This is a genomic window from Haloferula sargassicola (assembly GCF_040362925.1).
GTDB lineage: Bacteria > Verrucomicrobiota > Verrucomicrobiia > Verrucomicrobiales > Akkermansiaceae > Haloferula > Haloferula sargassicola.
Map to the genome: position 1 here is coordinate 114,174 of NZ_BAABRI010000003.1, position 22,549 is coordinate 136,722.

Annotated in this window: 17 protein-coding genes; 4 read left to right on the forward strand and 13 right to left on the reverse strand. The window is 65.1% G+C overall.

The annotated features are described in order from the left end of the window. Positions 1 to 3,699: a glycoside hydrolase family 97 N-terminal domain-containing protein gene (locus ABXH26_RS03255; protein WP_353565600.1), complete on the forward strand. Its 3,699-nt coding sequence runs from the start codon at positions 1 to 3 to the stop codon at positions 3,697 to 3,699. A 62-nt stretch (positions 3,700 to 3,761) separates the two neighbouring features. Here the strand turns inward: ABXH26_RS03255 and ABXH26_RS03260 are convergent, their stop codons facing one another. Continuing rightward, positions 3,762 to 4,463 carry a fibronectin type III domain-containing protein gene (locus ABXH26_RS03260; RefSeq protein WP_353565601.1) on the reverse strand — a complete coding sequence of 234 codons (702 nt, stop codon included), beginning with the start codon at positions 4,461 to 4,463 and terminating at the stop codon, positions 3,762 to 3,764. Positions 4,464 to 4,668: 205 nt separating this feature from the next. Here ABXH26_RS03260 and ABXH26_RS03265 point away from each other — a divergent pair, with 205 nt between their 5' ends. Continuing rightward, positions 4,669 to 5,304: a peroxiredoxin gene (locus ABXH26_RS03265; protein WP_353565602.1), complete on the forward strand. Its 636-nt coding sequence runs from the start codon at positions 4,669 to 4,671 to the stop codon at positions 5,302 to 5,304. An 88-nt stretch (positions 5,305 to 5,392) separates the two neighbouring features. On the opposite strand, the gene ABXH26_RS03270 is transcribed toward ABXH26_RS03265, so the two are convergent. The 9 genes from ABXH26_RS03270 to ABXH26_RS03310 all read right to left on the reverse strand — a co-directional run bounded on the left by ABXH26_RS03270 (position 5,393) and on the right by ABXH26_RS03310 (position 15,684). After that, positions 5,393 to 5,746 carry a hypothetical protein gene (locus tag ABXH26_RS03270; RefSeq protein ID WP_353565603.1) on the reverse strand — a complete coding sequence of 118 codons (354 nt, stop codon included), beginning with the start codon at positions 5,744 to 5,746 and terminating at the stop codon, positions 5,393 to 5,395. 212 nt (positions 5,747 to 5,958) lie between these two features. Next, entirely contained in the window at positions 5,959 to 7,992 is a 2,034-nt protein-coding gene (locus ABXH26_RS03275) for a discoidin domain-containing protein (RefSeq protein WP_353565604.1), read from the reverse strand. Between the two features lie 88 nt (positions 7,993 to 8,080). Continuing rightward, entirely contained in the window at positions 8,081 to 9,427 is a 1,347-nt protein-coding gene (locus ABXH26_RS03280; RefSeq protein WP_353565605.1) for a hypothetical protein, read from the reverse strand. Positions 9,428 to 9,498: 71 nt separating this feature from the next. Then, complete coding sequence (sufD, locus tag ABXH26_RS03285; RefSeq protein WP_353565606.1) at positions 9,499 to 10,809, reverse strand: Fe-S cluster assembly protein SufD; 1,311 nt, start codon at positions 10,807 to 10,809, stop codon at positions 9,499 to 9,501. A 21-nt stretch (positions 10,810 to 10,830) separates the two neighbouring features. Next, positions 10,831 to 11,286 (reverse strand): nucleotidyltransferase, encoded by a 456-nt coding sequence (locus ABXH26_RS03290; RefSeq protein ID WP_353565607.1) that lies wholly within the window; start codon positions 11,284 to 11,286, stop codon positions 10,831 to 10,833. Between the two features lie 165 nt (positions 11,287 to 11,451). Beyond that, entirely contained in the window at positions 11,452 to 12,888 is a 1,437-nt protein-coding gene (gene sufB / locus ABXH26_RS03295; protein WP_353565731.1) for a Fe-S cluster assembly protein SufB, read from the reverse strand. 47 nt (positions 12,889 to 12,935) lie between these two features. Continuing rightward, entirely contained in the window at positions 12,936 to 13,688 is a 753-nt protein-coding gene (gene sufC, locus ABXH26_RS03300) for a Fe-S cluster assembly ATPase SufC (RefSeq protein ID WP_353565608.1), read from the reverse strand. A gap of 34 nt (positions 13,689 to 13,722) precedes the next feature. After that, the gene (locus ABXH26_RS03305) at positions 13,723 to 14,157 is read right to left on the reverse strand and encodes a Fur family transcriptional regulator (protein WP_353565609.1); all 435 of its coding nucleotides are present in this window, start codon (positions 14,155 to 14,157) and stop codon (positions 13,723 to 13,725) included. Positions 14,158 to 14,262: 105 nt separating this feature from the next. Continuing rightward, on the reverse strand, positions 14,263 to 15,684 hold the full coding sequence (locus ABXH26_RS03310; protein WP_353565610.1) for a PQQ-dependent sugar dehydrogenase: 1,422 nt from the start codon (positions 15,682 to 15,684) through the stop codon (positions 14,263 to 14,265). A gap of 116 nt (positions 15,685 to 15,800) precedes the next feature. On the opposite strand from ABXH26_RS03310, the gene ABXH26_RS03315 reads away from it, so the two are divergent. Beyond that, complete coding sequence (locus ABXH26_RS03315; protein ID WP_353565611.1) at positions 15,801 to 17,075, forward strand: hypothetical protein; 1,275 nt, start codon at positions 15,801 to 15,803, stop codon at positions 17,073 to 17,075. 6 nt (positions 17,076 to 17,081) lie between these two features. Beyond that, the gene (locus ABXH26_RS03320; RefSeq protein ID WP_353565612.1) at positions 17,082 to 18,362 is read left to right on the forward strand and encodes a hypothetical protein; all 1,281 of its coding nucleotides are present in this window, start codon (positions 17,082 to 17,084) and stop codon (positions 18,360 to 18,362) included. Here ABXH26_RS03320 and ABXH26_RS03325 read toward each other — a convergent pair whose 3' ends face one another. From ABXH26_RS03325 to ABXH26_RS03335, 3 genes are read right to left on the reverse strand one after another with little or no spacing between them, the layout of a single operon-like run. Continuing rightward, entirely contained in the window at positions 18,363 to 19,784 is a 1,422-nt protein-coding gene (locus tag ABXH26_RS03325) for a PQQ-dependent sugar dehydrogenase (protein ID WP_353565613.1), read from the reverse strand. A gap of 47 nt (positions 19,785 to 19,831) precedes the next feature. Beyond that, positions 19,832 to 21,862, reverse strand: a complete 2,031-nt coding sequence (locus ABXH26_RS03330; RefSeq protein ID WP_353565614.1) for a TonB-dependent receptor — start codon at positions 21,860 to 21,862, stop codon at positions 19,832 to 19,834. Beyond that, the gene (locus tag ABXH26_RS03335; RefSeq protein ID WP_353565615.1) at positions 21,862 to 22,479 is read right to left on the reverse strand and encodes a hypothetical protein; all 618 of its coding nucleotides are present in this window, start codon (positions 22,477 to 22,479) and stop codon (positions 21,862 to 21,864) included. Before ABXH26_RS03335 ends, ABXH26_RS03330 begins: the two co-directional genes overlap by 1 nt. Between the last annotated feature and the right edge of the window lie 70 nt (positions 22,480 to 22,549).

Consider the following 22,549-nt stretch of genomic DNA (forward strand, 5'->3'; position numbering starts at 1 on the left):
ATGCGTTTTCTTTCAGCCCTCCTCGTCCTCGTCAGCCTCTCGCCGCTTTCTTTTTCGCAAACGATCACCAGCCCGAACGGACGGATCGCGGCCGGGATCGCCACCTCGGGCGGGAGGCTGGTGTGGTCGCTGTCGCTGGATGGCGAGACGGTGATGGACGCGTCCCCACTGGGATTCGAAATGAATGGCAGCGACCGCGGTGACTCCGTCTCCGTGGCGGGCGTGACCACCGGTGAGGGCGACACGTCCTTTCCCTCGCGCCACGGGGTGCACGGGATGGCGGTCGATCATTTCCGCTCCGGGCGGTGGGAAATCACGCACGGGCCGACCGGCGAGAGGTATTTCCTGAACCTGCGGGCGTACGACGGCGGCATCGCGTTCCGCTACGAGCTGGAATACGAGGGCGCGAAAAACATCACGGCGGAAAAGACCGGCTATGCCGTGCCGCAGGGCTCGCGGATCTTCGCGCAGGGGAATGTGGACATCTACGAGAACAGCTACGGCGGGGCCGATATCGATGCCATCGCCAACGGCACGCAGATGGGCCCGCCGGTGGTGGGGCGGTTGGCCTCGGGGGTTCACTTCGCGATCACGCACTCGGGCCCGGGCGAGGGCTTTCCCAGTCCCTATCTCCGGAAGGCGGCGGGCCGCTTGCTGGAGACGGTCTATGTGCGGAACGGCGACAACACCTTCGGCGCCTCGACCGGCGCGAATGCCTACAGCCCGTGGAACGTGGTGACGGCGGGCTCGCTCGACGATCTGGTGAACAGCGATCTGGTGGAAGTGCTGGCACCGGCCCCGGACCCGGCGCTGTATCCGGACGGCGGGGCATGGGCCCGGCCGGGGAGGTCGGTGTGGGACTGGATGTCCCGTTTTCCCGGCGGCATCACGCCGGAGAACTCGAAGCTCGAATCGCTGTGGGCGAGCCGCCTGGGGTTCGAATACAACACGATCGACGAAGGCTGGGGAAACTGGAATGGCGGCGATCCGTGGGACGACTTGCAGGAGGTGGTGGAGGCGTCGGAGGCCGTGGGCGTGAAGGTGCTGGTGTGGGTGCGCTCGCGCGACATCCGCTCGAGAGCCCAGCGCGACGCGTTTTTCGGCAGGATCCGGTCGCTCGGGGTGAGCGGTTTCAAGGCGGACTTCTTCGATTTCAGCGGGCTGAGCCCGGCGTCGAAGGAGCGGGTGAGGTTGGCCGAGCGGATTCTCAAGGACGCGGCGAGGTATCAGTTGGTGGTGGATCTGCATGGCATCGGGAAGCCGATGGGCCAGTTCCGGACGTTTCCCAATCTGCTCAGCATCGAGGGAATTCATGGCAAGGAGCAGTTCCCCGGCGCGGGAAGCACGGTCTTCCAGCCGTTGACCCGGCTGCTCGCGGGGCCGGCCGACTTCACGCCGCTCGGCTTGCAGGGGCGCCTGCAGGGCGACCAGACGCAGGCCTTCGAGATCGCCACGGTGGCGACGATGGCGGGGCCGCTGATCACCTTCGCCGAGCGGGCCGACCGGATCGCGCAGAGCCCGTTCGCGCCGGTGATCACGGGCATTCCCTGTCTGTGGGACGAAACGCGGGTGCTGGGCGGGACCACCGTGGGCGAGACCTGCGCGATGGCCCGGCGGAAAGGCAGCACCTGGTACGTGGCGGTGATGAACTCCGGCATGTCCCGTACTTGGAGCTTCGACCTCGGCTTCCTGGACGCGGGGCGAGACTATCAGGCGGAGATCGTCCGCGACGGCAGCACGGAGCTGGAGCGCCGGGTGGTCACCCGCGAGGGCTTCCTGGCCGCGGAAACGCAGGCCGGCGGGGGATTCGTGGCGCGGCTCACGGTGCCGGCGGGCGAGCCGGTGCGGGAGCTGCCCTTCGAAACGTCCTTTTCGCCCGGCCGGGGCGCGTTTTTCGCCGAACAGGGCGTCGTCCTGTCCACGGAGCCCTGGGCGGAGCCGCTGCTCGCCGACCGGCTGCCGGACCTGATGTGGGCGATGACCGGCGATGGCGGGCTGACGCCCTCGCTGGAGGAATCCGATGCCTGGAACGGCGGCAGCTCGCTTCTCGTCGAGGGAACCCTGCACGGAACCACCGACCTCGCGCTGTTCGCGACCGATCTGGTGCCCGGCAGCGACACGCGGCTGACGATCGCTTTCAAGTCCGCCCAAGGCGGCGCGTCCCGGGCAAGCATCGGCCTGAATTTCGAGTCGGGCCCCCCGGCCTGGCTGCCGTTTCCCGACGCCGCGGCGGGGGCGTGGATGCGGCCGGTCTTCGACCTTTCGCCGTACGCCGGCCGGCGCCTCACGGCGGTGTCGCTGCGGTTCGAATCGGGCGCGGAGGTGGCGGGCTACTCGCTGCGGCTCGGCAGCCTGGCGATCGGCGATGAACCGGTTGCGATCCCCTTCGCGCCAGGCGGGTTCGTTTTGGAAAACGTCGGGACGACCGGCCTCGACTCGATCGAGGGGGAACTGCGCTGGGAGGCATCGCCGGGCGCGGTTTCCTACTACACGATCTATCAGGTGAGCGAGGCGAGCGGGACCCGGCGCTGGCTCGGCGTCACCGCGGGGACGAGCTTTCCGGTCGCCGCGAGCCGCCTCGACGACGAGGCGGAGATGGTGTTTCAGATCGCGGCGACGGGTCCGCAAGGGACGTCATCCGGGCTGCGGGAAATGCGGATCGCCTTGCCGGCGCGGCCGTCGTTGGGCCCGGCGCTGAGCGGCACGGTGATCGGCACCGAGGGCTCTTATCAGGACTCCGGCGCGACCCGCGAGAAGGTCTTCGATGGCGATACGGCGACGTTTTTCGATGCCCCGCAGGAGAACGGCGCGTGGGCCGGCCTGGATCTGGGCGAGCCGCGCACGATCCGGGCGGTGCGGTTTTATCCCCGTGAAGGCTGGGCGATCCGCATGGTCGGAGGCTTGTTCCAAGGCTCCGACTCTGCGGGTTTCGGTTCGCCGGTGACGCTGGCCTCGGTCTCCGCCGAGCCGGGCGATGGGCAATTCAAGGTGCTGACTTTCGAGACTCCGCAGACGTTCCGCTACGTGCGATACCTGTCGCCTGCGGGCGGTTGGGGAAATGTGGCGGAAGTCGAGTTCCTGCCTCCTGGCGCACCGTCCGCTCCCACGGGCGTCGAGGCCCAGCGGTCGGGGGCGACGGCGCTGGTGGAGTGGTTCCCGAGCGCGAGCGTCGATCGCTACCGGGTCCGGCGCGCGACCGTGTCGGGCGGTCCCTATGTCGAGGTGGGCGAGTCCACCTCGGGCGGATATTTCTACGACGATGGCCTGGTGGCAGGGGTCGACTTCTTTTACGTGGTGACCGGCATTTCGCCCGATGGCGACGAAGGCCCGCCGTCCGGGGAAGCGGCAGCGAGGGATGACTTCGCGCTCTGGGCGGAGCAAACCGGCAACGCCTCGGCGGACTTCGAGGGAGATGGAAACGGGAACGGCCTGCCCGACGGGATCGACTACGCGCTTTCCGGCGCGCCCGAAATCGAGACGGCGCCGGAGGGCAACCGCCTGAGGGTGGAGCTGCGGGACGATCGCCTGCTCGATGTGCGACTGTTCCGCTCGTCCGACCTGAGCCTGTGGGAAGAAGTGCCTGCCGGGCCGCTGGTTCCGGAGCCGGGGGGTTCCGATGGCTTCCAGCGCTTCGTTTTCGAAGACAGCGCTCCACCGGTCGACGGTCCGGTTTTCTACCGGTTCCGGCTTTCCCGCTGACAAAAAAACCTCCGGCCCCGCAGAAAGGAGGCCGGAGGTGGGAGGCAAGACAAGAAGAAGGATCAGTGGCTCCGCCTGCGCCGAAGCGGGATCAGCCCGAGCAGGCCGAGCATCGCGACGCCGGGCTCCGGAACCGAAACGATCTGGAAGCCGTTGATCGCGGCGCGCGGAAGGTCGTCGGTGTTGTCCCCGTTGAACGTCAGATCGTAGCTGGTGGAACCCGAGACGGTGAACACGGTGTAGTTCCCCTCGGCGTCACCTCCGGCGGGCACCTCGACGAAGGTCCCGGCGAAGTTTCCAGGGCCGTCGATGATGGTGGTCGTCGTGCCGCCCATCGTGTAGTGACCGCGCCGGGTGTTGGTGCCGTTGTCGCCGTCGGCATACACGTAGATCTCGTAGGTGGTTCCCGCATCGAGCCCGCTGAAGGTGACGGTTCGGGTCTGGTCGAAGTTGTCGAGATAACCGTTGTAGAGGGCGAAGTCGCCGCCAGCGCCGGTGTTGATCGACCATGCTCCGATGGAGGTCCAGGAAATGTCGATGGTGGTCGGGGCTCCGGTGGAGTCGTTGAGGTCGTTGACCGTGATGTCGTTGCCGGTGTTCGGAATGTTGTTCCAGTTCGCCACCGCCACGACACCTGCGACTTCGACGGATCCGAGGGTGCCATTGGCGCCGGCACCGCCGACGATGTTGGCGCTGACGACGACGGCCTGAGCCGCCGGTGCCAAGCAGGCAAGAATTCCAGGGAGGGCAAGGTAGTGTTTCATATGGGATTGATGATGTGGTTGGATCGGCTCCAAATCCTGAGGGTCGGTATTGAGTCCATGGAGAATTTGGAGTCCATGGGGAAGTGTCGCTCCTGACGGAAGCTGACGATCTTTTCGAAAAACATTCGGCCGTCGGAGCCGAGGATCTTGACCAGGCGGACCCGCTGGCCTACCGCGGCGGCGGCTTCAACCCGCCGCTCTCATCATGCCCGTACTTGTAGGAAAGAAAGCTCCCGTCTTCCGCGCCAAGGCCGTCCAGCGCGAAGCGATCATCGAGGACTTCTCGCTCGAGCAGTTCCTCGGCAAGAAATACGTCGTGTTCTTCTTCTACCCGAAGGATTTCACCTTCGTCTGCCCGACCGAACTTCATCGTTTCCAAGAGGAACTCGCCGAGTTCGAGAAGCGCGACGTGGCGGTGGTCGGCTGCTCGACCGACTCGGAATTCTCGCACTGGGCGTGGCTGAACACCCCGCGGGAAAAGGGCGGCATCGAGGGTGTGAGCTACCCGCTCGTGGCCGACATCAACAAGACGATCTCCGAGGACTACGACGTTCTCGCCGGCGAGCCGACCATCGACGAGGACGGCAACTACACCGTCGAGGGCGAACTGGTCGCCTACCGCGGGCTGTTCCTGATCGATAAGCAGGGAATCGTCCGCCACCAGGTCGTCAACGACATGCCGCTCGGCCGCTCGATCCGCGAATGCCTGCGCGTGGTGGATGCGCTGCAGCATTTCGAAGAGTTCGGCGAAGTCTGCCCGATGGATTGGCAAAAGGGCGACCGCGCGATGAAGGCCGACCACAAGGGGGTTTCGGACTACCTCGGCGGTCAGGAAGGCTGATCATCCGCGACTTCCACCAAATCGCCGGATACGCCTTGGGCGCGTCCGGCCTTTTTGTGTCGGGGGAGGAAGGTCGACGACGGGAAATCTAGTAGGCGGCGAATTCCTGGACGGGTTCGTCCGTGGCCAGGGGCGGCAAGCCCATTCGGGTGCGTTGCCAATCGACCAGCAGGCGGGTCAGCTCGGGGACCGCCTTGGCGGCACGGATGCGGTCGATCTTGGCGCGGGCGAGGGCGGAGAAGGCCTCACGGATCGCGGCTTCATTTCCGGAAATATTGGCCTGGCAGAGGATCAGGCGGGCCAATTCTTCGGTCCGGTTGGGCACCTTCATCTTCGGGTGTTTCGCCAGGGCTTCGTCAAGGCGCTGGAAGGCGGCGTTCGCGTGGATCGGAGCTTGCGGCTCATCGGCGCGGGCCGGGGCGGCCCACAGAAGAGCGGTCATCAGGGTCGGCAAAAGGTTGCGCGGGGACATGCCCTAACCGTATCCGCATTTTTTCATCATGCGCACTTCCACGAATGCGGAGGGGGCTCATACGTGATCGCGGGGGAGCGATTCCCGCAAGGAAGGCGGGAGGTTGGGGCTCTCGCCGGCCGCGTGGGGGACGATGATCCGCCTACCGGAAGAGAACTCCGGTGTCGCCACACCGGCGCGGTTCAGCGGGAGCCGTAAATCTCGGCGTCCGCCAGGCTTCCCGGCATGCCGTCGGCGGTCTTGAGGACGAGCCGTGCGTAGCGGGCGCGCTGCGGGTTGAAGCTCGCCTGCGTCACCGGCGGCGTCGGTTTCCGCTGCACGTCCACGGTTTTCCAGCGGGTTCCGTCGTCGCTGGTCTGGAGGGCCACGCCCCGCAGGCCGTCGCTTTCAGAATGTCGCACCACGTAGCGCCGCAGCGTGCGCGGGCTGCCGAAGTCGAATCCGAGCCAGGCCTCGCCGCCATCGGTGCATTTCCAGTGGGTGGCCGGCGTGCCGTCGATGGCCCGTGCGGCGTCGCCCGAAGACGCCCGCACCTTGGTCTCGGGATCCAGGCAGAGGTTGTAGGGCAGGCTCTCCGCCTGGTTGCGGAGGTTGAAATAGTGGTCGGCCCGCACGAACTCGATCTGGTCGGGAAACTCGCGCTGGAGGTTGTCGTGCAGCTCGACGATCCGGCCGGGCTTCATCTCGTGCCACACGTCCATCTGGTAGGCGAGGAATAGCGGCTCCTTGCCGTTCCAGCGGCGGATCGCACGCTCGAGATCGCCGTGGATGTGGTCGTAGGAGCCGGCGTAGGGGATGCGCAGCTTCTCGAAGCGCAGCCGGTCGTTCTCGACGCTCGCGGAAACGGAGGGCACGTCCTTGAAGTTCTGCACGGTCAGGCCGTAGAGCTGCGGGCAGTTCCGCTCGTATCCCGCCCGTTGCTCGGGCGTGGCGTGGTCCCAGATGGTCACCACGCGCAGCCCGGCGCGGTCGGTGTAGCGGCCGGTGAGGCGGGTGTAGCCGTTGATGCGATCGGCCGCGGTCATGGTCGGTCCCACCGGCGCGCCCTCTTCCTCCAGGGTGTTGTAGGGAATCAGGTAGCCCATGCCGGACGGGCCGGAAACGAAGCAGTCGTTCGAAGTCGCAGAGTCATAGTAGTAATTCAGCAGCCCGGGTCCGATGTCGACCAGGCCCGGCGAGATCGTCCAGTTCAGCGCCACCCGTCCGCGAACCGACTCGCTGCGTTCCCAGATGTCGCGCATGGCGTGCTGGACGTACTGGATGTTGTCGCCATCGCTGATGAACATGGCGACGTAGATCTTGTCCTCCAGCGGTGGCATTTTCGGCACCGCCGGCACCTGGATCTCCCGCGGGCCGCCGGCGAAGACGGTGGAGCCGTTGTAAAAGTCCGAGGGGATGGTCCCAATTCCGAACTCCGAGGCCGTGGTGATCCCGGAACGTTCGGTGGCATACCAGCCGAGCGCGACCGCGTCGCCCGCCGGCATGTCCTTGAAGAAGGAGGCCAGCAGCTTGCGCTCCGCCTTGTCCCGCGGGTCGAGCCACACCACCGCCGCCCCGCAGGCCGCCGCCATGTCGCGGGTGTGGTGGAGGTCGCCGCCGCGGGTGAAGGGCCGGGCGCTGACGATCAGGCGTTTGGTGCAGCGCGGCCAGTATTCCTTCCGCAGGTGCTCGTAGATGTCGGTGGCCGACTTGAAGGGCAGCTCGGTCAGGTCGGACACCACCTTCGGGTCCCAGCCGCGCGGGAGGATCTTCGCCAGCACCTCGCGGGTGACCGGCAGCGCCTTCTCCAGCCCCGCCACCGTGCAGGCGAGGTTGCGGTAGTGCTCGCTACGGGATGGATCGTAGATCACCACGCCGGAGAGCTCCTTGCCATACTTCGCGATGATGTCGTAGCGCGAATCCGACGGATGAAGGGTGAACTGATCGACGCCGCTGCCGGGCGTGTTCAGCCAGGTGTCGCGGCCCTCGCCAGCGCGCTCGTCCAGCAGGATGAGGCGCGGCTTTGTCCGGTTCACCTGACCCTGGAGGGCGGAAAAAGTGATCTGCTCGTCGGGCAGGAGGTCCTGCACCACCAGCGCATCGAGCTTTTCCGCGGGAGCGGGAAAGGCCGGCAGGGGACGGCCCTCGGGCCAAGCGAGGTCCGCTACGGCGGGCGGTGCCAGCGCCGGTAGGCTGACGACGAAAACAGCTCGGAGGATGATGGATAGGCTTGGCATGGGTGGGGCGAAACCGCGGCGCTGCCCGCGGGCCCAAGCTACGCCGCCGGGCTCAGGCCGCTTTCAGCCGATCGGCATCAGCGACGATTCAGAGATCGAAGTGCAAGTAAGCCGGAGTTCCCGAGACCGCGATCCGTCCCGATTCCCGGTCCTCGCGGCTCAGGGAGGGCGTGGGCGGCTCGCCCTCGGCGCAGGGCATGATTTCGATCTTGGAAATGCGGCCGGGCAGCCCTTCGAGCTGCACGTTCCGGGTCTCGTCCCCACCGGTCGCCAGCCAAGCGACCCAGATCTTCCGGCGGGGGTTGTCGCCGGCCGAGAATTCGAGCAGGTGGAGCCCGTCGGTTTCCTGCCTCACGACGCGGGTGAGGCGGTAGTCGCCGAGCGTCCGATGAAGATGGCGCACCGCGAAGTAGGCCGGCTTGGGCACGAACTTCCGTGTCAGTCCCGAGGCACCGTGGACCGAGGCACCGTCATCGTCGTTGTAGAAATAGAGATAGGCGCGGGCGACATCGCGCATGGCGAACACGAGATAGGATCGAACCAGATAGCGGGCCTGCTCCTCTTCGCTCACACCGCGCCAGTCGAGCTTCTCAAACCATCCGGTGCGGCGCTCCAAGGCCTCCGGGGTGGGGGCATCGTAGCCGAATTCGGTAACCCAGACCTCCTTGCCGGGCGCGTGGTGGTCCCGCCAGTCGATGGCTTCATCGACGACCTTCAGATAATCGATTTCCGGATCCTCGGGAAAAGACCGCGCCCACGGACTGCGACCCTCCTTCTTCGGCAGCATCGCATAGGTGTGGACGTTGATGACATCATACAGTTGCCGCAGCTCCGGCGAGGCGAAGCTTTTCCGGAGATCGAGGCTGTATTTGTCCGCATCGCGCGCATGGGCGGTGGCGGTCAGAATCTTCATCTCCGGGTCACTCCTCCGGATACCTTTCGCCATGTGGGTGAAAACCTTCGCATAGACATCGGGGTCGATATCGGTGCCCGGCTCGTTGCCGATTTCCATCGAGCTCACCAGCTTTTCCCCGCAGCTGCCCAGCGTTCCAGCCACAGCGCTGCCATAGCTCTCCAGCCAGGCCGGGGAGGCCTCCGCGAGGGCCTGGTTGCCATCGTCACCCCCGAAGCCGGCGAACTGGATGCAGACGTCGATTTCGTAGCCCGCCTCATGCCATGGGCGATAGACCTGCGACACCCACCGCACGCCGTTCTTCGCGGTGGGAAAGGTGAGCTCGTCGCCGGGAGCCTGGGCGTCCCAGTTGAGATTGTGGTAGTTCCGCACCAAGCGTGCGGTCGGGAGATAAAGCTCCGGCTTGAAGGTGAAGTGCCCGTTGATGCCCATGTAGTCCCGGAACAAGGGGCGCTCGCGCTCCGCGGCCGGGGCGTTGACGAGAAGCGCAAGGAGGATGCCGAATCGGGCGAGGAATTTCACGAACTCCCTTCTACGATTCAAACCCGTCCGGTCATTTCAACCGGTTGTGCCATCGTTTGCCGCTCAGGCGGTCAGGCTCCGCCGCTGGCGATGTGGGCGAACTTGTCGTCCAGGAAACGCAGCACCATTTCCTCGACCTTCTCGTCGCCGAGGCGCTCGATGACCTCCACCGAAAAACCGCGGGCGATGAGCTGGCGGGCGCGGTGGGCATCGATGCCGCGGGCTTGGAGGTAGAAGATTTCCTCGTCGCTGATCTGGGCACTGGTGCTGCCGTGGGAGCACTTCACGTCGTCGGCGTTGATTTCCAGGCCGGGCATCGAGTTGGCCTCGGCCTCGTCGCTCATGAACAGGTTGCGGCAGGTCTGGTAGGCGTCGGTGCGGTGCGCGCCCTCGTCGACGAAGATGAGCCCGGAGAAAATGGTACGGGACTTGTCGTAGAGCGAGTTCTTGTAGAGGAGGTCGCTGTAAGCGCCGGGGGAAACGTGGTGCTGGAAGGTGCGCTGGTCGTACTCCTGCCCGCGGGCGGGGACGCTGACGCTGAGCATGTCGGAGTGCGAGCCCTCGCCGGTGAGCCGGCACATCGCCTCGTTGCGGGCCCAGGAGGCGCCGGTGTTGAGGACGAAGGCGGTGGCGGCGGCGTCCTTCTCGACGCCGGTCTCGTTGATCTGGACGACTTTCGTTTCCTCGTTGAAAGCTTGGATCGCGAGGTAGTTGAGCTTCGAGCCGGGACCGGCGCAGAGGTCGTTGAAGGCGATGCAGAGGCCGGCGTCGGTGTCGCCGGCGGACTGGAAGTAATCGACCACGCGGACCTTTGAGTTCGCCCCGGTGACGATGAGCGTGTGCGGGAAGATCGCCGCCTTGTCGCCGGCGATCCAGTGGAAGACCTCGATGGTGCCCTCGACCTCGACGCCCTCGGGAACGTGCACGAAGAGCCCGTTCGAGACACGCGCCTCGTGCAGGGCCGCCCATTTGGCGGAGCCGAGACGGGTGTCCTCGCGCATGAAGTTTTTCTCCACGAGATCACTATGCAGCAGCAGTGCCTCAGCGAGCGGCAGGCAGATGACGTCCGGGGGGAGCTTCGAGTCGATCTCGATCAGCGTCTCGTTGACGAAGATGAACTTGGCGACCGGAGCCTCGACGCCCTTGGAGCCTTCGATGATGGCCCCGGTATCCTCCGGCACCGGTACGTCGGCGAGGTAGCTGGAAAAGTCGAGCTGCTTGAGGTTGGCGAAGCGCCAGTTCTCGTCCTTGCGGGTCGGTGCGGGCGTTTCGAGGAAGCGCTGCCAGGCGGCGCGCTGGCGCTCGGCGAACCAAGCGGGCAGGTCCGGTGCGGTTTCCGGCGCGGAGTCGAGGATGGCGGTGGATTCGAGGGTGGCGGACATGGGAAAAAATGGTGAGGGCAGTCAGGCGTCTTTGAGTTTCTCAAGGGCTTCGGCATCCCCCAAGTCCTTGTGGCGTCCAGTGGCCCGCTTGTTTTTCAGGAGATCTTCAAGGGAAATGAAGGGAACCGGGGTGTCGGCGAGAAGCAGCATCTCCCGACGGGGATAGGCATCATTGAAATCGACGCCCGGAATGCTGACGAGAACGTCGATGCGATAAGGCGGGACACCGAACTGGCTCATGCGTTTGTCGTCGAGATAGCTCTCTTCGGTGACATTGCTCAGCGGGCCGAAATAGTCGTGGACCGCGGCAACCATGCGTTTGGCATTTTCCGGGGACTTCTCGATGAAGAAGTCGATATCCCCCGTATAGCGAGGATGACCATGAGCGGTAACGGCATAGCCACCGATCACCATGAATTTAACTCCATGGGACATCAACGACGCGGCAAACTCTTTGAATTCTTGGTCCGGTTCCATCGGTGTCGTGATGTCTCTGGGAGCGAAGCAGTGCGAGGGCGGCAAGGCGTTCGGTAGGCGTCTTCGACTTCCAATGCCGAGCCGTCGCGAGTTCGTCTTCCTCGTGGGTGACAAAGGCAACATGGACGGGGGTACGGCTGGAACGGTTCATCGCGGGGCCGGATCTTATCCCACCGAGCCCTCCATTTCGAGGTCGATGAGGCGCTTGAGTTCGACGGAGTATTCCATCGGGAACTCGCGGACGAGGTCGTTGATGAAACCGTTGACGGCGAGCGACATGGCGTGGCCTTCGTCGATGCCGCGCTGCTGCATGTAGAAGAGCATTTCCTCGGACACCTGCGAGACGCTGGCCTCGTGCTGGGTGGCGTGCTGGTTGCCCTTCACGGTGATCGCCGGGTAGGTGTCGGTACGGCTGCGGGTGTTGATGAGCAGCGCGTCGCACTCGGTGTTGTTCTTGCAGCCCTTGAGGTGCTTCGGGATGTGGACCTGGCCGCGGTAGGTCGAGCGGCCTTCGCCGACGGAGATCGACTTCGAGACGACGTTCGAGGTGGTGTTGTTCGCGGCGTGGATCATCTTCGCGCCGGTGTCCTGGTGCTGCCCGGAGTTGGCGAGGGCGATCGAGATCACCTCACCGCGGGCGCGTTCGCCCTTCATGATGACGCCGGGATATTTCATCGTCAGGCGGGAGCCGATGTTGCAATCGATCCAGCGGACCTCGGCGTCCTCCATCGCGAGGCCGCGCTTGGTGACGAGGTTGTAGACGTTGCTGCTCCAGTTCTGGACGGTGACGTACTGGATCTTCGCGCCCTTGAGCGCGACCAGCTCGACGACCGCCGAGTGCAGGGTGGAGGTCTCGAATTTCGGCGCGGTGCAGCCTTCCATATACATCACCTCGGCGCCTTCGTCGGCGATGATGAGGGTGCGCTCGAACTGGCCGAAGCTTTCCGAGTTGATGCGGAAGTAGGCCTGGAGCGGCTGCTTCAGCTTCACCCCTTTCGGGATGTAAATGAAGGATCCGCCGGAAAAGACGGCGCTGTTGAGCGCGGAGAACTTGTTGTCGCCGGTCGGGATGACCTTGCCGAACCAAGGGCGGAAGATGTGCTCGTATTCCTTCAGACCTTCGGTCGAGTTGACGAAGATGACGCCTTGCTTGGTCAGCTCCTCCTTCATGTTGGAGTAGGCGGCCTCGGAATCGTACTGGGCCTCGACGCCAGCGAGGAAGGCTCGCTCCTGTTCGGGGATGCCAAGGCGGTCGAAGGTCTTGAGGACCTCCTCGGGGACTTCGTCCCACGAGCGCTTCGGCTTCTCGCCATCCGAGAGGTAGTAGCGGATGGTGTCGAAGTTGATGTTGTTGAGGTCCTCGGTGGCCCAGTTGGTGGGCATCGGCTTTTCGAGGAAGGTCTTGAGCGCCTTGTGGCGGAACTCGCGGACCCAGTCGGGGTCCTGCTTGACGTCGGAGATGTAGTCGATCGTCTTTTCGGTCAAACCACGGCCGGCATCGTACTTGTGCTTCTCGGGGAAAAAGAAGTCGCCCTTCGAGCGGTCGATGTCGATCGCGCTGCGGGTTTCCTGATCGATGGTGGTGGAAGAATCGTAGCTCATGGCGGGTGGAGTGTTGGGCATGGCGGATGCAATCCGCCGCCACGGGTTCAGGCGGGGGCGAGTTCCTTGAGGAAGTCGTAGCCCTTTTCCTCGAGTTCGAGGGCGAGGTCCGGGCCGCCGGTTTTGACGATGCGGCCGGCGGACATGACGTGCACGACGTCCGGTTTGATGTAGTCGAGCAGCCGCTGGTAGTGGGTGATGAGGAGCATGCCGCGGTCGGGCGAGCGCATGGCGTTGACGCCCTTGGCGACGATCTTCAGCGCGTCGATGTCGAGGCCGGAGTCGGTCTCGTCCATGATGCAATACTTCGGCTCAAGCATCAGCATCTGGAGGATCTCGTTGCGCTTCTTCTCGCCGCCGGAGAAGCCTTCGTTGACGGCGCGTCCGGTGAATTTCCGGTCCATTTCGAGGAGGTCCATCTTGTCGTAGAGGGACTTGTAGTAGCCGACGGCGTCGATTTCCTCGCCCTTCGGCAGGCGGGCCTGGAGGGCGGCGCGGATGAAGTTGGCGTTGGAGACGCCGGGGACTTCCGCCGGATATTGGAAGGCGAGGAAAATGCCGGCGCGGGAGCGTTCGTCGATGCCCATCTCGAGGATGTCCTCGCCGTCGAGGGTGACGGAGCCGGCGGTCACCTCGTAGCCTTCGTGGCCGGCGATCACCTTGGAAAGGGTCGACTTGCCGGAGCCGTTCGGGCCCATGATGGCGTGAACTTCGCCGGCGGGGATTTCCAGGGACACACCCTTGAGGATTTCGGTGCCGTCTTCGAGTTGAGCGTGGAGGTCGGTGATGACGAGGGACATGGAATTGCCGATTGGAGATTGAAGATTGTCGATTTCAGGAAGTGGGGAGTTCGCCGCGGAGGGTGATTTCGATGTCGGTGATGACGGTGCCGGCCGGAAGGTCGAGGACATCGGCGAGGTTGACGCCGGGTTTGAAAACGATGTCGTGGATGGTGCCGGATTTCTTGTCGTGGAAATGGCCGTGCTCCTCGAGGTTCGGGCAGAAGCGCGAGGGCTCGCGGTCGAAGTTCACCTGGCGGACGATGCCGTGCTGGGTGAGAGCCTCCAGACAGTTGTAAACGGTGGCCAGCGAGATGTTCGGCAGCCGGTCCTTGATCCGGATGAACACCTCGTTGGCGGTCGGGTGGTCGCGCTGGCCCACCAGCAGGCGGTAGACCTCCCAGCGCTGTTTGGTCATGCGCAGGCCCGAGATCTCCGCCGGCATCTCGCCGCTCGGATCGGGCTTGCTGTTTTGAATGGGTGCGACCATAGGACGGCCGAAAGCTAAAACGACCTTTCCTGCGATCAAGAATTATTCTAATTTTTGTCCCAAGCTCTTCTGAAAGCGTGGCTTTTGGGACCGAAAAGCGGGCCGTCAGCGCCGTTTTTCGCGGAGGAAGTCGGCGAGGATCCGGATCTGGCTTTCATTGAGGACCTCCTTCGATGGCGGCATCCCAAGCGCGGGCAGGCCCTCCGCGATGACCCGCTCCAGATCTTCGTCGGAACCGGCGTGCTGCCATTCCCCGGCGAGGAGATTCCGTTGCAGTCCTCCCTCCAGCGTGGGGCCGTGGCAGGACGCGCAAGCGACGGAAATGAGGACGTCTGGATCCCGGGTCTTGGAGGTCAGCGACACCGCCGGTGCCGTGATTTCCCGGGCAGGAGACTCCACCGTGCCCGCGGGATCGGCGGTGATGCGGATAATGAGGTCGTTCGGCCCGGCGCCGTGCGCTTCGGGCGGGTCGAACATGGAAGTGGAGAGCCATAGCGAGCCGTCGGGAGCTTCGTTGATGAAGCGGATGCGACCCCACTTGTTATGCCACAGCCGGTCGACTGCGGTCGGTCGGCCATCACCATCCAGGATGATCCGCTCGACGGCGGATCCCCGGAGGCAGGCGAGGAGCAAGGTGCCGCGGAGTTCAGGGAAGGCCGAACCTTGATAAAACAGGAGCCGGCCGGGGCCGACGGCCGGTGAGAGCTCGATCAAGGGCGCCCGCATGCCCTCGGCCTCCCGCGAGTGCGAAATGACCGGCCAGCCGTAGTTGGCGCCTTTCTCGATGCGGTTGATCTCGTCGCCGTGGTTCGGCCCATGCTCGGACTCGAAAAGCCGGCCGGTGCCGGGCTGGAAGGCGAGGCCCTGGGGATTGCGGTGGCCGTAGGACCAGATCTCGGTGCGGACGTCCGCCTGGCCGACGAAGGGGTTGTCCTCGGGAATGGTGCCGTCCGGGTTGAGCCGCAGGATCTTGCCGTTCAGTCGATTCAGCTGCTGGCTGGGCGGCGGGTCGTTCGCATCGCCGGTGGTGATCCACAACTTGCCGTCCGGTCCGAATTCCAGGCGGCAGCCGGTGTGGTTTTCCCAGGCGGGGATGCCCTCGATGATCGTCTTCGGCTCGACCAGTTCGGAGCCGTCCAGCCGATAGCGTTCCACCCGGAGCTCGTAACGGCCGCGATCGACCTCGCGATTCCACGCCAGAAACACGTAGTCGTCGTTTTCAAAATCCGGCGAAAGGGCCAGGCCCAGCAGGCCCATCTTCACGCGAGCGGCAACATCGAGGGTGAGGGCGGGCTTTTCCACCAGCCGGCCCTCGTCGATGAGGCGGACGCGGCCGATCCTTTCCGTGAAAATCTGGCGCCCGTCCGGCAGGAAACGAAGCTCCCACGGGACGCGGAGATTGGTGGCGATGGTCTCGATCCGGTGGGGCGTGACCAAGGCGGCGTTCACCGGATCGGCGATCACCATCGGGGCACTCCAGGCCGGCGGGGGGGCGAGGGAGAGAAGCAACAGGACCCATCGGCTCATGACGAAATGTTCCATGGCAAGGGCGATTCTTCGATCCCAAAAGCGTCGTGGTGCAACTCCCCCGAAAGAATGTAACGGACGGGCGGCGTTGGTTTTGTTGTGATGCGACCCAAGTCATGAAAACCCGTCACTTGCTTCCGCCCCTCCTCGCCGTCCTCGTCGTCGGACTCTGGCTTGGATCCACCCAGGCGCGGCTCAAACGAGTGCAGACGGAAACCAAGCTCCTGCAGGAGCGCATCGAGAAAAAGGCCCAGGCCGGAGCCAGCCCGCACGGGGCGGACGCTCAGGCCGGAACCACCCCGGCGGCGGAGGCGAAAAAGCCGATCGACTGGAAGGAAATCGGCGAGGCCCTGTCGGCCGGCCAGCGGGGTGGGATGCCGGACCTCCGGGTGCTGATGAAAATGCAGGCGCGGCTGCTGGAGATGGACCGCGATGAACTGGTCGCGGCTTTGGACGAAATCGCGGCCCTCGATTTGTCCCCGGAGATCCGTCAGGGCCTCGAGCAGATGTTGGTTTCCAATCTGGCCGAAAAAGAACCGCAGCTGGTCCTCGAGCGTTATCTCGACCGGGTGAACGACTCGCGCAACATGGGTGTCACCTGGAGCCTCGCGCAGGCCTTCGGCCGCTGGATGGAGAAGGATCCAACGGCGGCGCAGACTTGGTTCGATGCCCGGATCGCGGCGGGGGATTTCGACAGCAAGTCGCTCGATGGTCGCAGCGATGCCCGCTTGCGCTTCGAAAGCGCGCTCATCGGGAAACTGCTGAAGTCCGATCCGGCGGCGGCCAGCGAACGCCTGAAGACGCTCCCGGAGGACCAGCGGGCTGACATTTTCCGGCAGGGCGGCTTTTCCACGCTGGCGGACGGGACCGAGAAGGACTTCGCCGCGCTGGTGAGGGACAACATTCCTGAAGGCGAACGGGGCGAGCTGCTGGCGCAGGGCACCACCATGAAACTGCATCAGGGCGGCTATGAATCGGTCAGCGCGTTTCTCGATAAAATCGACGCCACCGCCGGCGAGCGGCAGGATGTGGCCAAGCATGCCGCCATCCAGAAGCTCCGGACGCTGGCCCCACCCGGGCAAGAGGTGAAGCGGCGGGACGTCGATGAAATGCTGGCTTGGCTGTCGAAGGAAGCCCCCGAGAAGGCCGACCGGATCACCGGCGAGGCGCTGGGAAGCCTCTGGACCAATGACATCGAGCGCCGCGCCGACATGGTTGAGAAGCTGAGCGAGGAAGGAGGCGGCGATGAGGTGCTGATCGGCTTCCTTGATAACGGGCGGCTCCATCAGCAGCGCGATCTCGCCCAACGGCTGGCGGAAAAAATCCAGGACGCCGGGGAGCGCGAGCGACTGCTGAAGCGCATCGGGCCGGCGGAAACCGAACAACACTGAATCGACATGAAGGGGTCCCTCATCATCACCGTGATCATCCTCGGCGTCGGCCTCACGGCCGGCTGGCGCAAGCAAGTGGAGTATCGAAAGGCCCGCGAAATCCTGACCCGCGTCGAGGCCGAGGCCGCTGCCGCTGGAATCTCGATAGACGGCGACGCTGGAGCCGCGGAGCGGGCCGCCAAGATCGCCGAGCGCGACGACCACCGCGAGGAAGTACGGCAGTTCAGCCGGGAGTTGATCGCCTTCGCCCGGGATATGGAAGAGGCGCAGAAAGGCGGAGAGCCGGACGAGGGCATGAAGAAGCGCATGCTCTCGGTCTTCCAGCGGCTGCTCGACCTGAGCGGCTCCGACTTCAAGATCCTGATCGAGGAAGTACGGGAGTCACCGGATTTGACCGATCAACAACGTCAGCAGCTGGTGATGATGTCCGTGATGATGCTTTCCCAGCAGCAGCCGCGCACCGCCCTGGAGCTGCTCACCGAGTCGGGCGACCTGGTGGAACTCGGACAAATGGAAAAACACGCCCTGTCGATGGCCCTGTCCTCCTGGGCCACCGAAGATCCGCAGGCGGCGCTGAAGTGGATCGAGGATAATGCCGACAAGCATGGCGACCTGATCAACAACGATACCCGTCGGGCGGTGGTGACCGGAGCCGCCATTCAGGATCCGAAGTTGGCGATTGAGATCGCACGGAAATTAAAGATGGGCGGGGAAATCGGGCACTCATTGGCTGAGGCGGCCAAGACTCCGGAACAGCGGTCGCGTCTTCTCGCGGTCTTGCGCGAAAACGGAGATAAAGAGCTTCAAAGAAACGCCCTGGCATCGCTCGGGGCCGACCTGAGCCAGGCCGGATTCGAGGCTGCAAGAACATGGATGGAGGGGGCAAACTTGAATGATCAGGAGAGGGACTCGGTTTCCCAAGGCCTCCAATACTGGCAGACCGGAAAGGAAACCGGCCGATGGATCGAGTGGATTGACACGGCATGCGGCAAGGAGGGAGAGGGTAAGGTGAAGGATCTGATGCAGCAATGGACCCGCAACGACTACCGCGCCGCCGGCGAGTGGTTGGCCGAGGCTGACGACGGACCGACCAAGCCCCAGGCCGTGGCCGGCTATGTGCAGGCGGTGGCCCCGTATGACCCGGCTGCCGCCGCCAAATGGGTGGACACCCTGGCTGAGGGCGACCTCCGCCAGGAATCGGCGCGGGAGCTCTACCAGCAGTGGAGAGGCGAGGATGAGGAAGCCGCCAAGGCTTTCGCCGAAAAGGAGGGCATCAGCACCGACTGATCACTTGGCCGGGACCAGCCGGATGACGCGGTGGGGGTCGTTGAGGATGATGTAGAGGTAGCCGTCCGGACCGCTGGCGACGTCGCGGACGCGGCCGATGTTTTTCAGGACGATCTCCTGCTCGGTGACCTGGTGGTCGACGATCCGCAGGCGGCGGACCTCCTGCTGGGCGAGCGCGCCAGCGAAGAGGTCGTTTTTCCACTCCGGAAACTGGTCGCCGGTGTAGAAATCCAGACCGCAGGCGGCAATACTAGGTTGCCAGTAGATGACGGGCTGCTCCATTCCCTCCTTCTCGGTCTCGCCGGTGATCGGGGTGCCGTCGTAGTTCATGCCGTAAGTGATGATCGGCCAGCCGTAGTTCTTGCCGCGCTCGATCACGTTCAGCTCGTCGCCGCCGCGGGGACCGTGCTCGGTTTCCCACAGCGATCCATCGCGCGGGTCGAGGGCGAGGCCCTGCGGGTTGCGGTGGCCGTAGGTCCAGATGCCCGGGATGGCGCCCTCGGTATCGACAAAAGGATTGTCGTCAGGCACGCGGCCATCCTCGAACAGCCGGTAGATTTTGCCGTTCGGCCGCTTCACGTCCTGCGCCTGCTTCCAGCCGTAGCGCTCGCCGATGACGAAGTAGATGTAGCCCTGGTCGAACACCAGGCGGGTGCCGAAGTGGACGCCCTGGTCGGTGTAGAACTCCTTGTCGGCCTTCCAGATCTCTTCCTCGTCGACCCATTGGTGGTCCTTGATGCGGCCGCGGACGTATTTGGTGATCGTGCGCGGTTTGTCGTCCTCGGTGCGCCAGCCGTCGGCGAAACCGAGGTAGATCCAGCCGTTGTGCTCGTAGTCGGGATGGATGGCGACCTCCATCAAGCCGCCCTGGCCGTGGTGGATCACCGCGGGCGTGCCTTGGATCGGCTCGGGATCCAGCTTGCCGTCGGTGCCGATGACGCGCAGCCGCCCGGGGCGCTCGGTGACGAGCTTGCGGCCATCCGGTAGGAAACCGATGGCCCACGGGATGTCGAGACCGTCCTCGACGACCATTTCGATCTTGTAGTCCTCGTGGTCGGTGTGGGTGATCTTGCCGGGCTCGGGTTTCGGATACTCGATGCCCTTAGCGAGCGCGTCCTTTTCCTTCTCGCGGATGTAGATGACCAGCATGCGGATCTGGTCGTCGTTGAGCACGGTCTTGAACGGCGTCATGCCGAGCTGCAAGTTGCCTTCTGAAATGCTCTTCCGGATCTCGGCATCGGTGGCGCCGTGTTTCCACTGGCCATCGACGAGCGAACCGCCGAGACCGCTGTTGAGATCCTTGCCGTGGCAGCTCGAGCACAGCGTCTCGAACAGTTGGTCCGCCTTCATCTTCGAGTAGTCCGGTGCGTCCTCGGCGGAAGCGGCGAGCGTGAGGGCGGCAATGGGGAGCAGGCGTTTCATCGGATGTCCGATACACCTAGCGGACGGGTTTCTTTCTGCAACCTCGATCAGAACGCCCACTCGGCGGTCAGCCAGAAGGCGCGGGGCTGGCCGTAGGAGCGGAGGCCGTTGCCGGCGAGGGCGGTGGGGATGTCTTCGTCGAAGAGGTTCTCGATCCGCCCGTGGAGCGTGAGGCGGTCGCTGGCGCGCCAGCTCGCACCGAGGCGGACGGTCGTGTAGCTCGGCAGCTCGCGTTGGCCGAGTTCGTCATCGAAGCGTGAGGCACCGTATTCGAGGCCGGTGAAAAAGCTCCACCGCTCGCTGGGGCGGAACTCGAGCTGGCCGATCGCCCGCAGCTCGGGAGCCAGCGGAAACGGCCGGCCTTCCAGCAGCGGCTGGCGCTTGGAGGAGGAGAACTCGGTTTCCGACCACAGCGCATCGAGGCGGAGCGTCCAGCAATCGTCCGGCGACCAGGCGGCGGAGGTTTGGAGGCCGTAGACGCGGGCTTCATCGACATTCTGCCGCTGCGCGCCGGTGCCCCCGGGCGGGAGCGTGCCGAAGATCGCGGCGATCGCGGCCGGATCGGTGACCGGCACGTTGGCGATGGCGTCGTGGATCCAGTGGTGAAACGCGGTCGCGCCGAGGGTCAGGCAGGAGACGGGCGTCCACTCGATCCCGCCCTCGATGCTGTAAAATCGCTCGGGGTCGAGCGCCGGGTTGGCCTCGGTGAGGTCGTTGCGGACGCGGTAGGGGCGGTGGAGTTCGTTGAGCGTGGGCAGCCTGAAGCTGGTCGAGAGGGAAAGGTCGGCCCGCAGGCTGTCGGTGAGGTCGTGCGCGATGGACAACGCGGCGGAGGGCTCCCAGGCATCGCGGTTCGTCGGGTAGTCGGAGAGGAGCAGGGCGCCGGAGGAAAGCGAGCGCTCGATCCGCTTGGCATCGCCGAGCGACCAGTGGTCGAGCCGCAGGGAGCCATCGAGGCGCGTGGTGGGAGCAGGTTCCCAGCTTGCGGTGCCGAACAGGCCGGCGAGCGACTGCGATCCGCCGGCCAGACGGCGGCGGAAGGTGCCGACGTCTTCGTTCGTTTCGCCGCGCAGCAGGCGGAGGTCGGTGCCGAGGGTGAAGTCGAAGGTGTCGCCGACCTCCTTGCGTATCGTGAAGGCGCCGCCGACGCCCTCGCCGGGCACGTCGAATTGGTTGAGGGCGATCGTTTCCGCGGAGCGGGTGGCGTCGACCGAGGTGAAGGTGGAGCCGAACCTACGACGTTGGTAGTAGCCGAGCAGCTGCCAGGAGAGGCCGGCGTCGTCGGAGGTGATCCGCAGCGAGGCGTCGACGGCCTCGGTGCGGTTGAAGGCGAGCGGGGTGCCGTTGTTACGGCGTTCCTCGTAGTAGGAAAACGCGGGCTCGACGGTGAGCCAGCCGTCGGGCCGCCAGACGGCGCGCAGGTCGGCGCCTGAGAGGTCGAGCGCCAGCCGTTGGTCGATGGGCCCGCGCTGCCACTCGGGCAGGACCTGGAAGCCATCGCTGTGCAGGCCGAAGGCGTGGAAGCCGATGCCGAGAGTGGCGTCGTCGTTGACGAGATCGGCCGAGAGCGAGCCGCCGTAGGTGCCGTGAGACCCGGCGGTGAGGCGGAGCAGGGCGCGGTTGGCATCGAGGTCTCGACGGGTGAGCTGGATGCTGCCAGCCGGGCTCAGGTTTCCCCAGGCAGCCGAGCGGGCGGCGGGGACGAGGGCGGCGCTTTCCAGCGACCAGGGATCGAAGCGGGCCCACTCGACCCAGCCGCCGAAGGGGTCGTTCTGCGGGATGCCATCGCGCAAAACGAGCGTGCGCGAGGCGGCGGTGGCGCCTGTGTTGCGCAGGCTGACGCCGGCCGAGGTCGGGTGGGAAAGCAGGCCGGACTGGCCGCGGTAGGTGGAAAAGGACGGGTCGGTCGCGAGCAGCTCGTCGAGGGTCCGCGGGGCGAATTCGGCGATCGTTTCCGCCGACCACTCGGCGGCGGGGGAGACGTCCCGCCGATCGGCGAGGACGAGGGTGGGCGGGAGATCGGCCGTCTCCGCGGCCAGCGGAAGGATGAGGATCGCGGCTGGGAGCCCGCGTTTCATCAGTAGCCGCGCCAGAATAGCAGCGCGCAGAGGACGATGGCGGCCCCGTAGGCGAGGCCGACGACGCTGAGCGCCTTCCAGCGGGCCTGCCTGGCGGTCGCCCAGCTGACGAGATCGCGGAAGAGATAAGGCATGCCCACCCAGTAGAGCGAGGCGATGATCAGCGCGTAGGTCCAGAGCGGGATGAGAAGCCGGCTCTGCGGGTCCTTGAGAAAGGCGGATTCGAGCAGGGGCGCGGCGGCCATCAGGCCGAGCAGGCCGAGGGCGCGGACGGCGAGGAATTCCTTGATGGCGATGCCGAGGGCGACGATCAGGACCGGCACCAGGATACGCAGGAGCGGCTTGGTGGCGTTGAACTGGTCGCCCAGATCCATGGCCAGGTAGTGCAGCGGTCCGCGACCGGGCTTGGCGACGAGCAGCCAGAACCAGATCAGCCCGACGCCCATCAGGACCTGCCCGAGCTGCTGGTTGCGGGGGAATTTTTTCAGGAAACCCTGAACCGGCTGCGCCTTGAGCAGCATCACGAGGTGGAGACCGATGAGGAACAATCCGAGAACCAGACCTGTGCCGAAAAGCGGGAGCTTCTCGTAGGGGTGCATCGCTTGGGCGGGATCCATGTGGGACGGGGATTAGGGCACCGGCCGGGTGCGGACAAGGCGGAAGTCCGGGCGGGAAAGGACGGCCCGG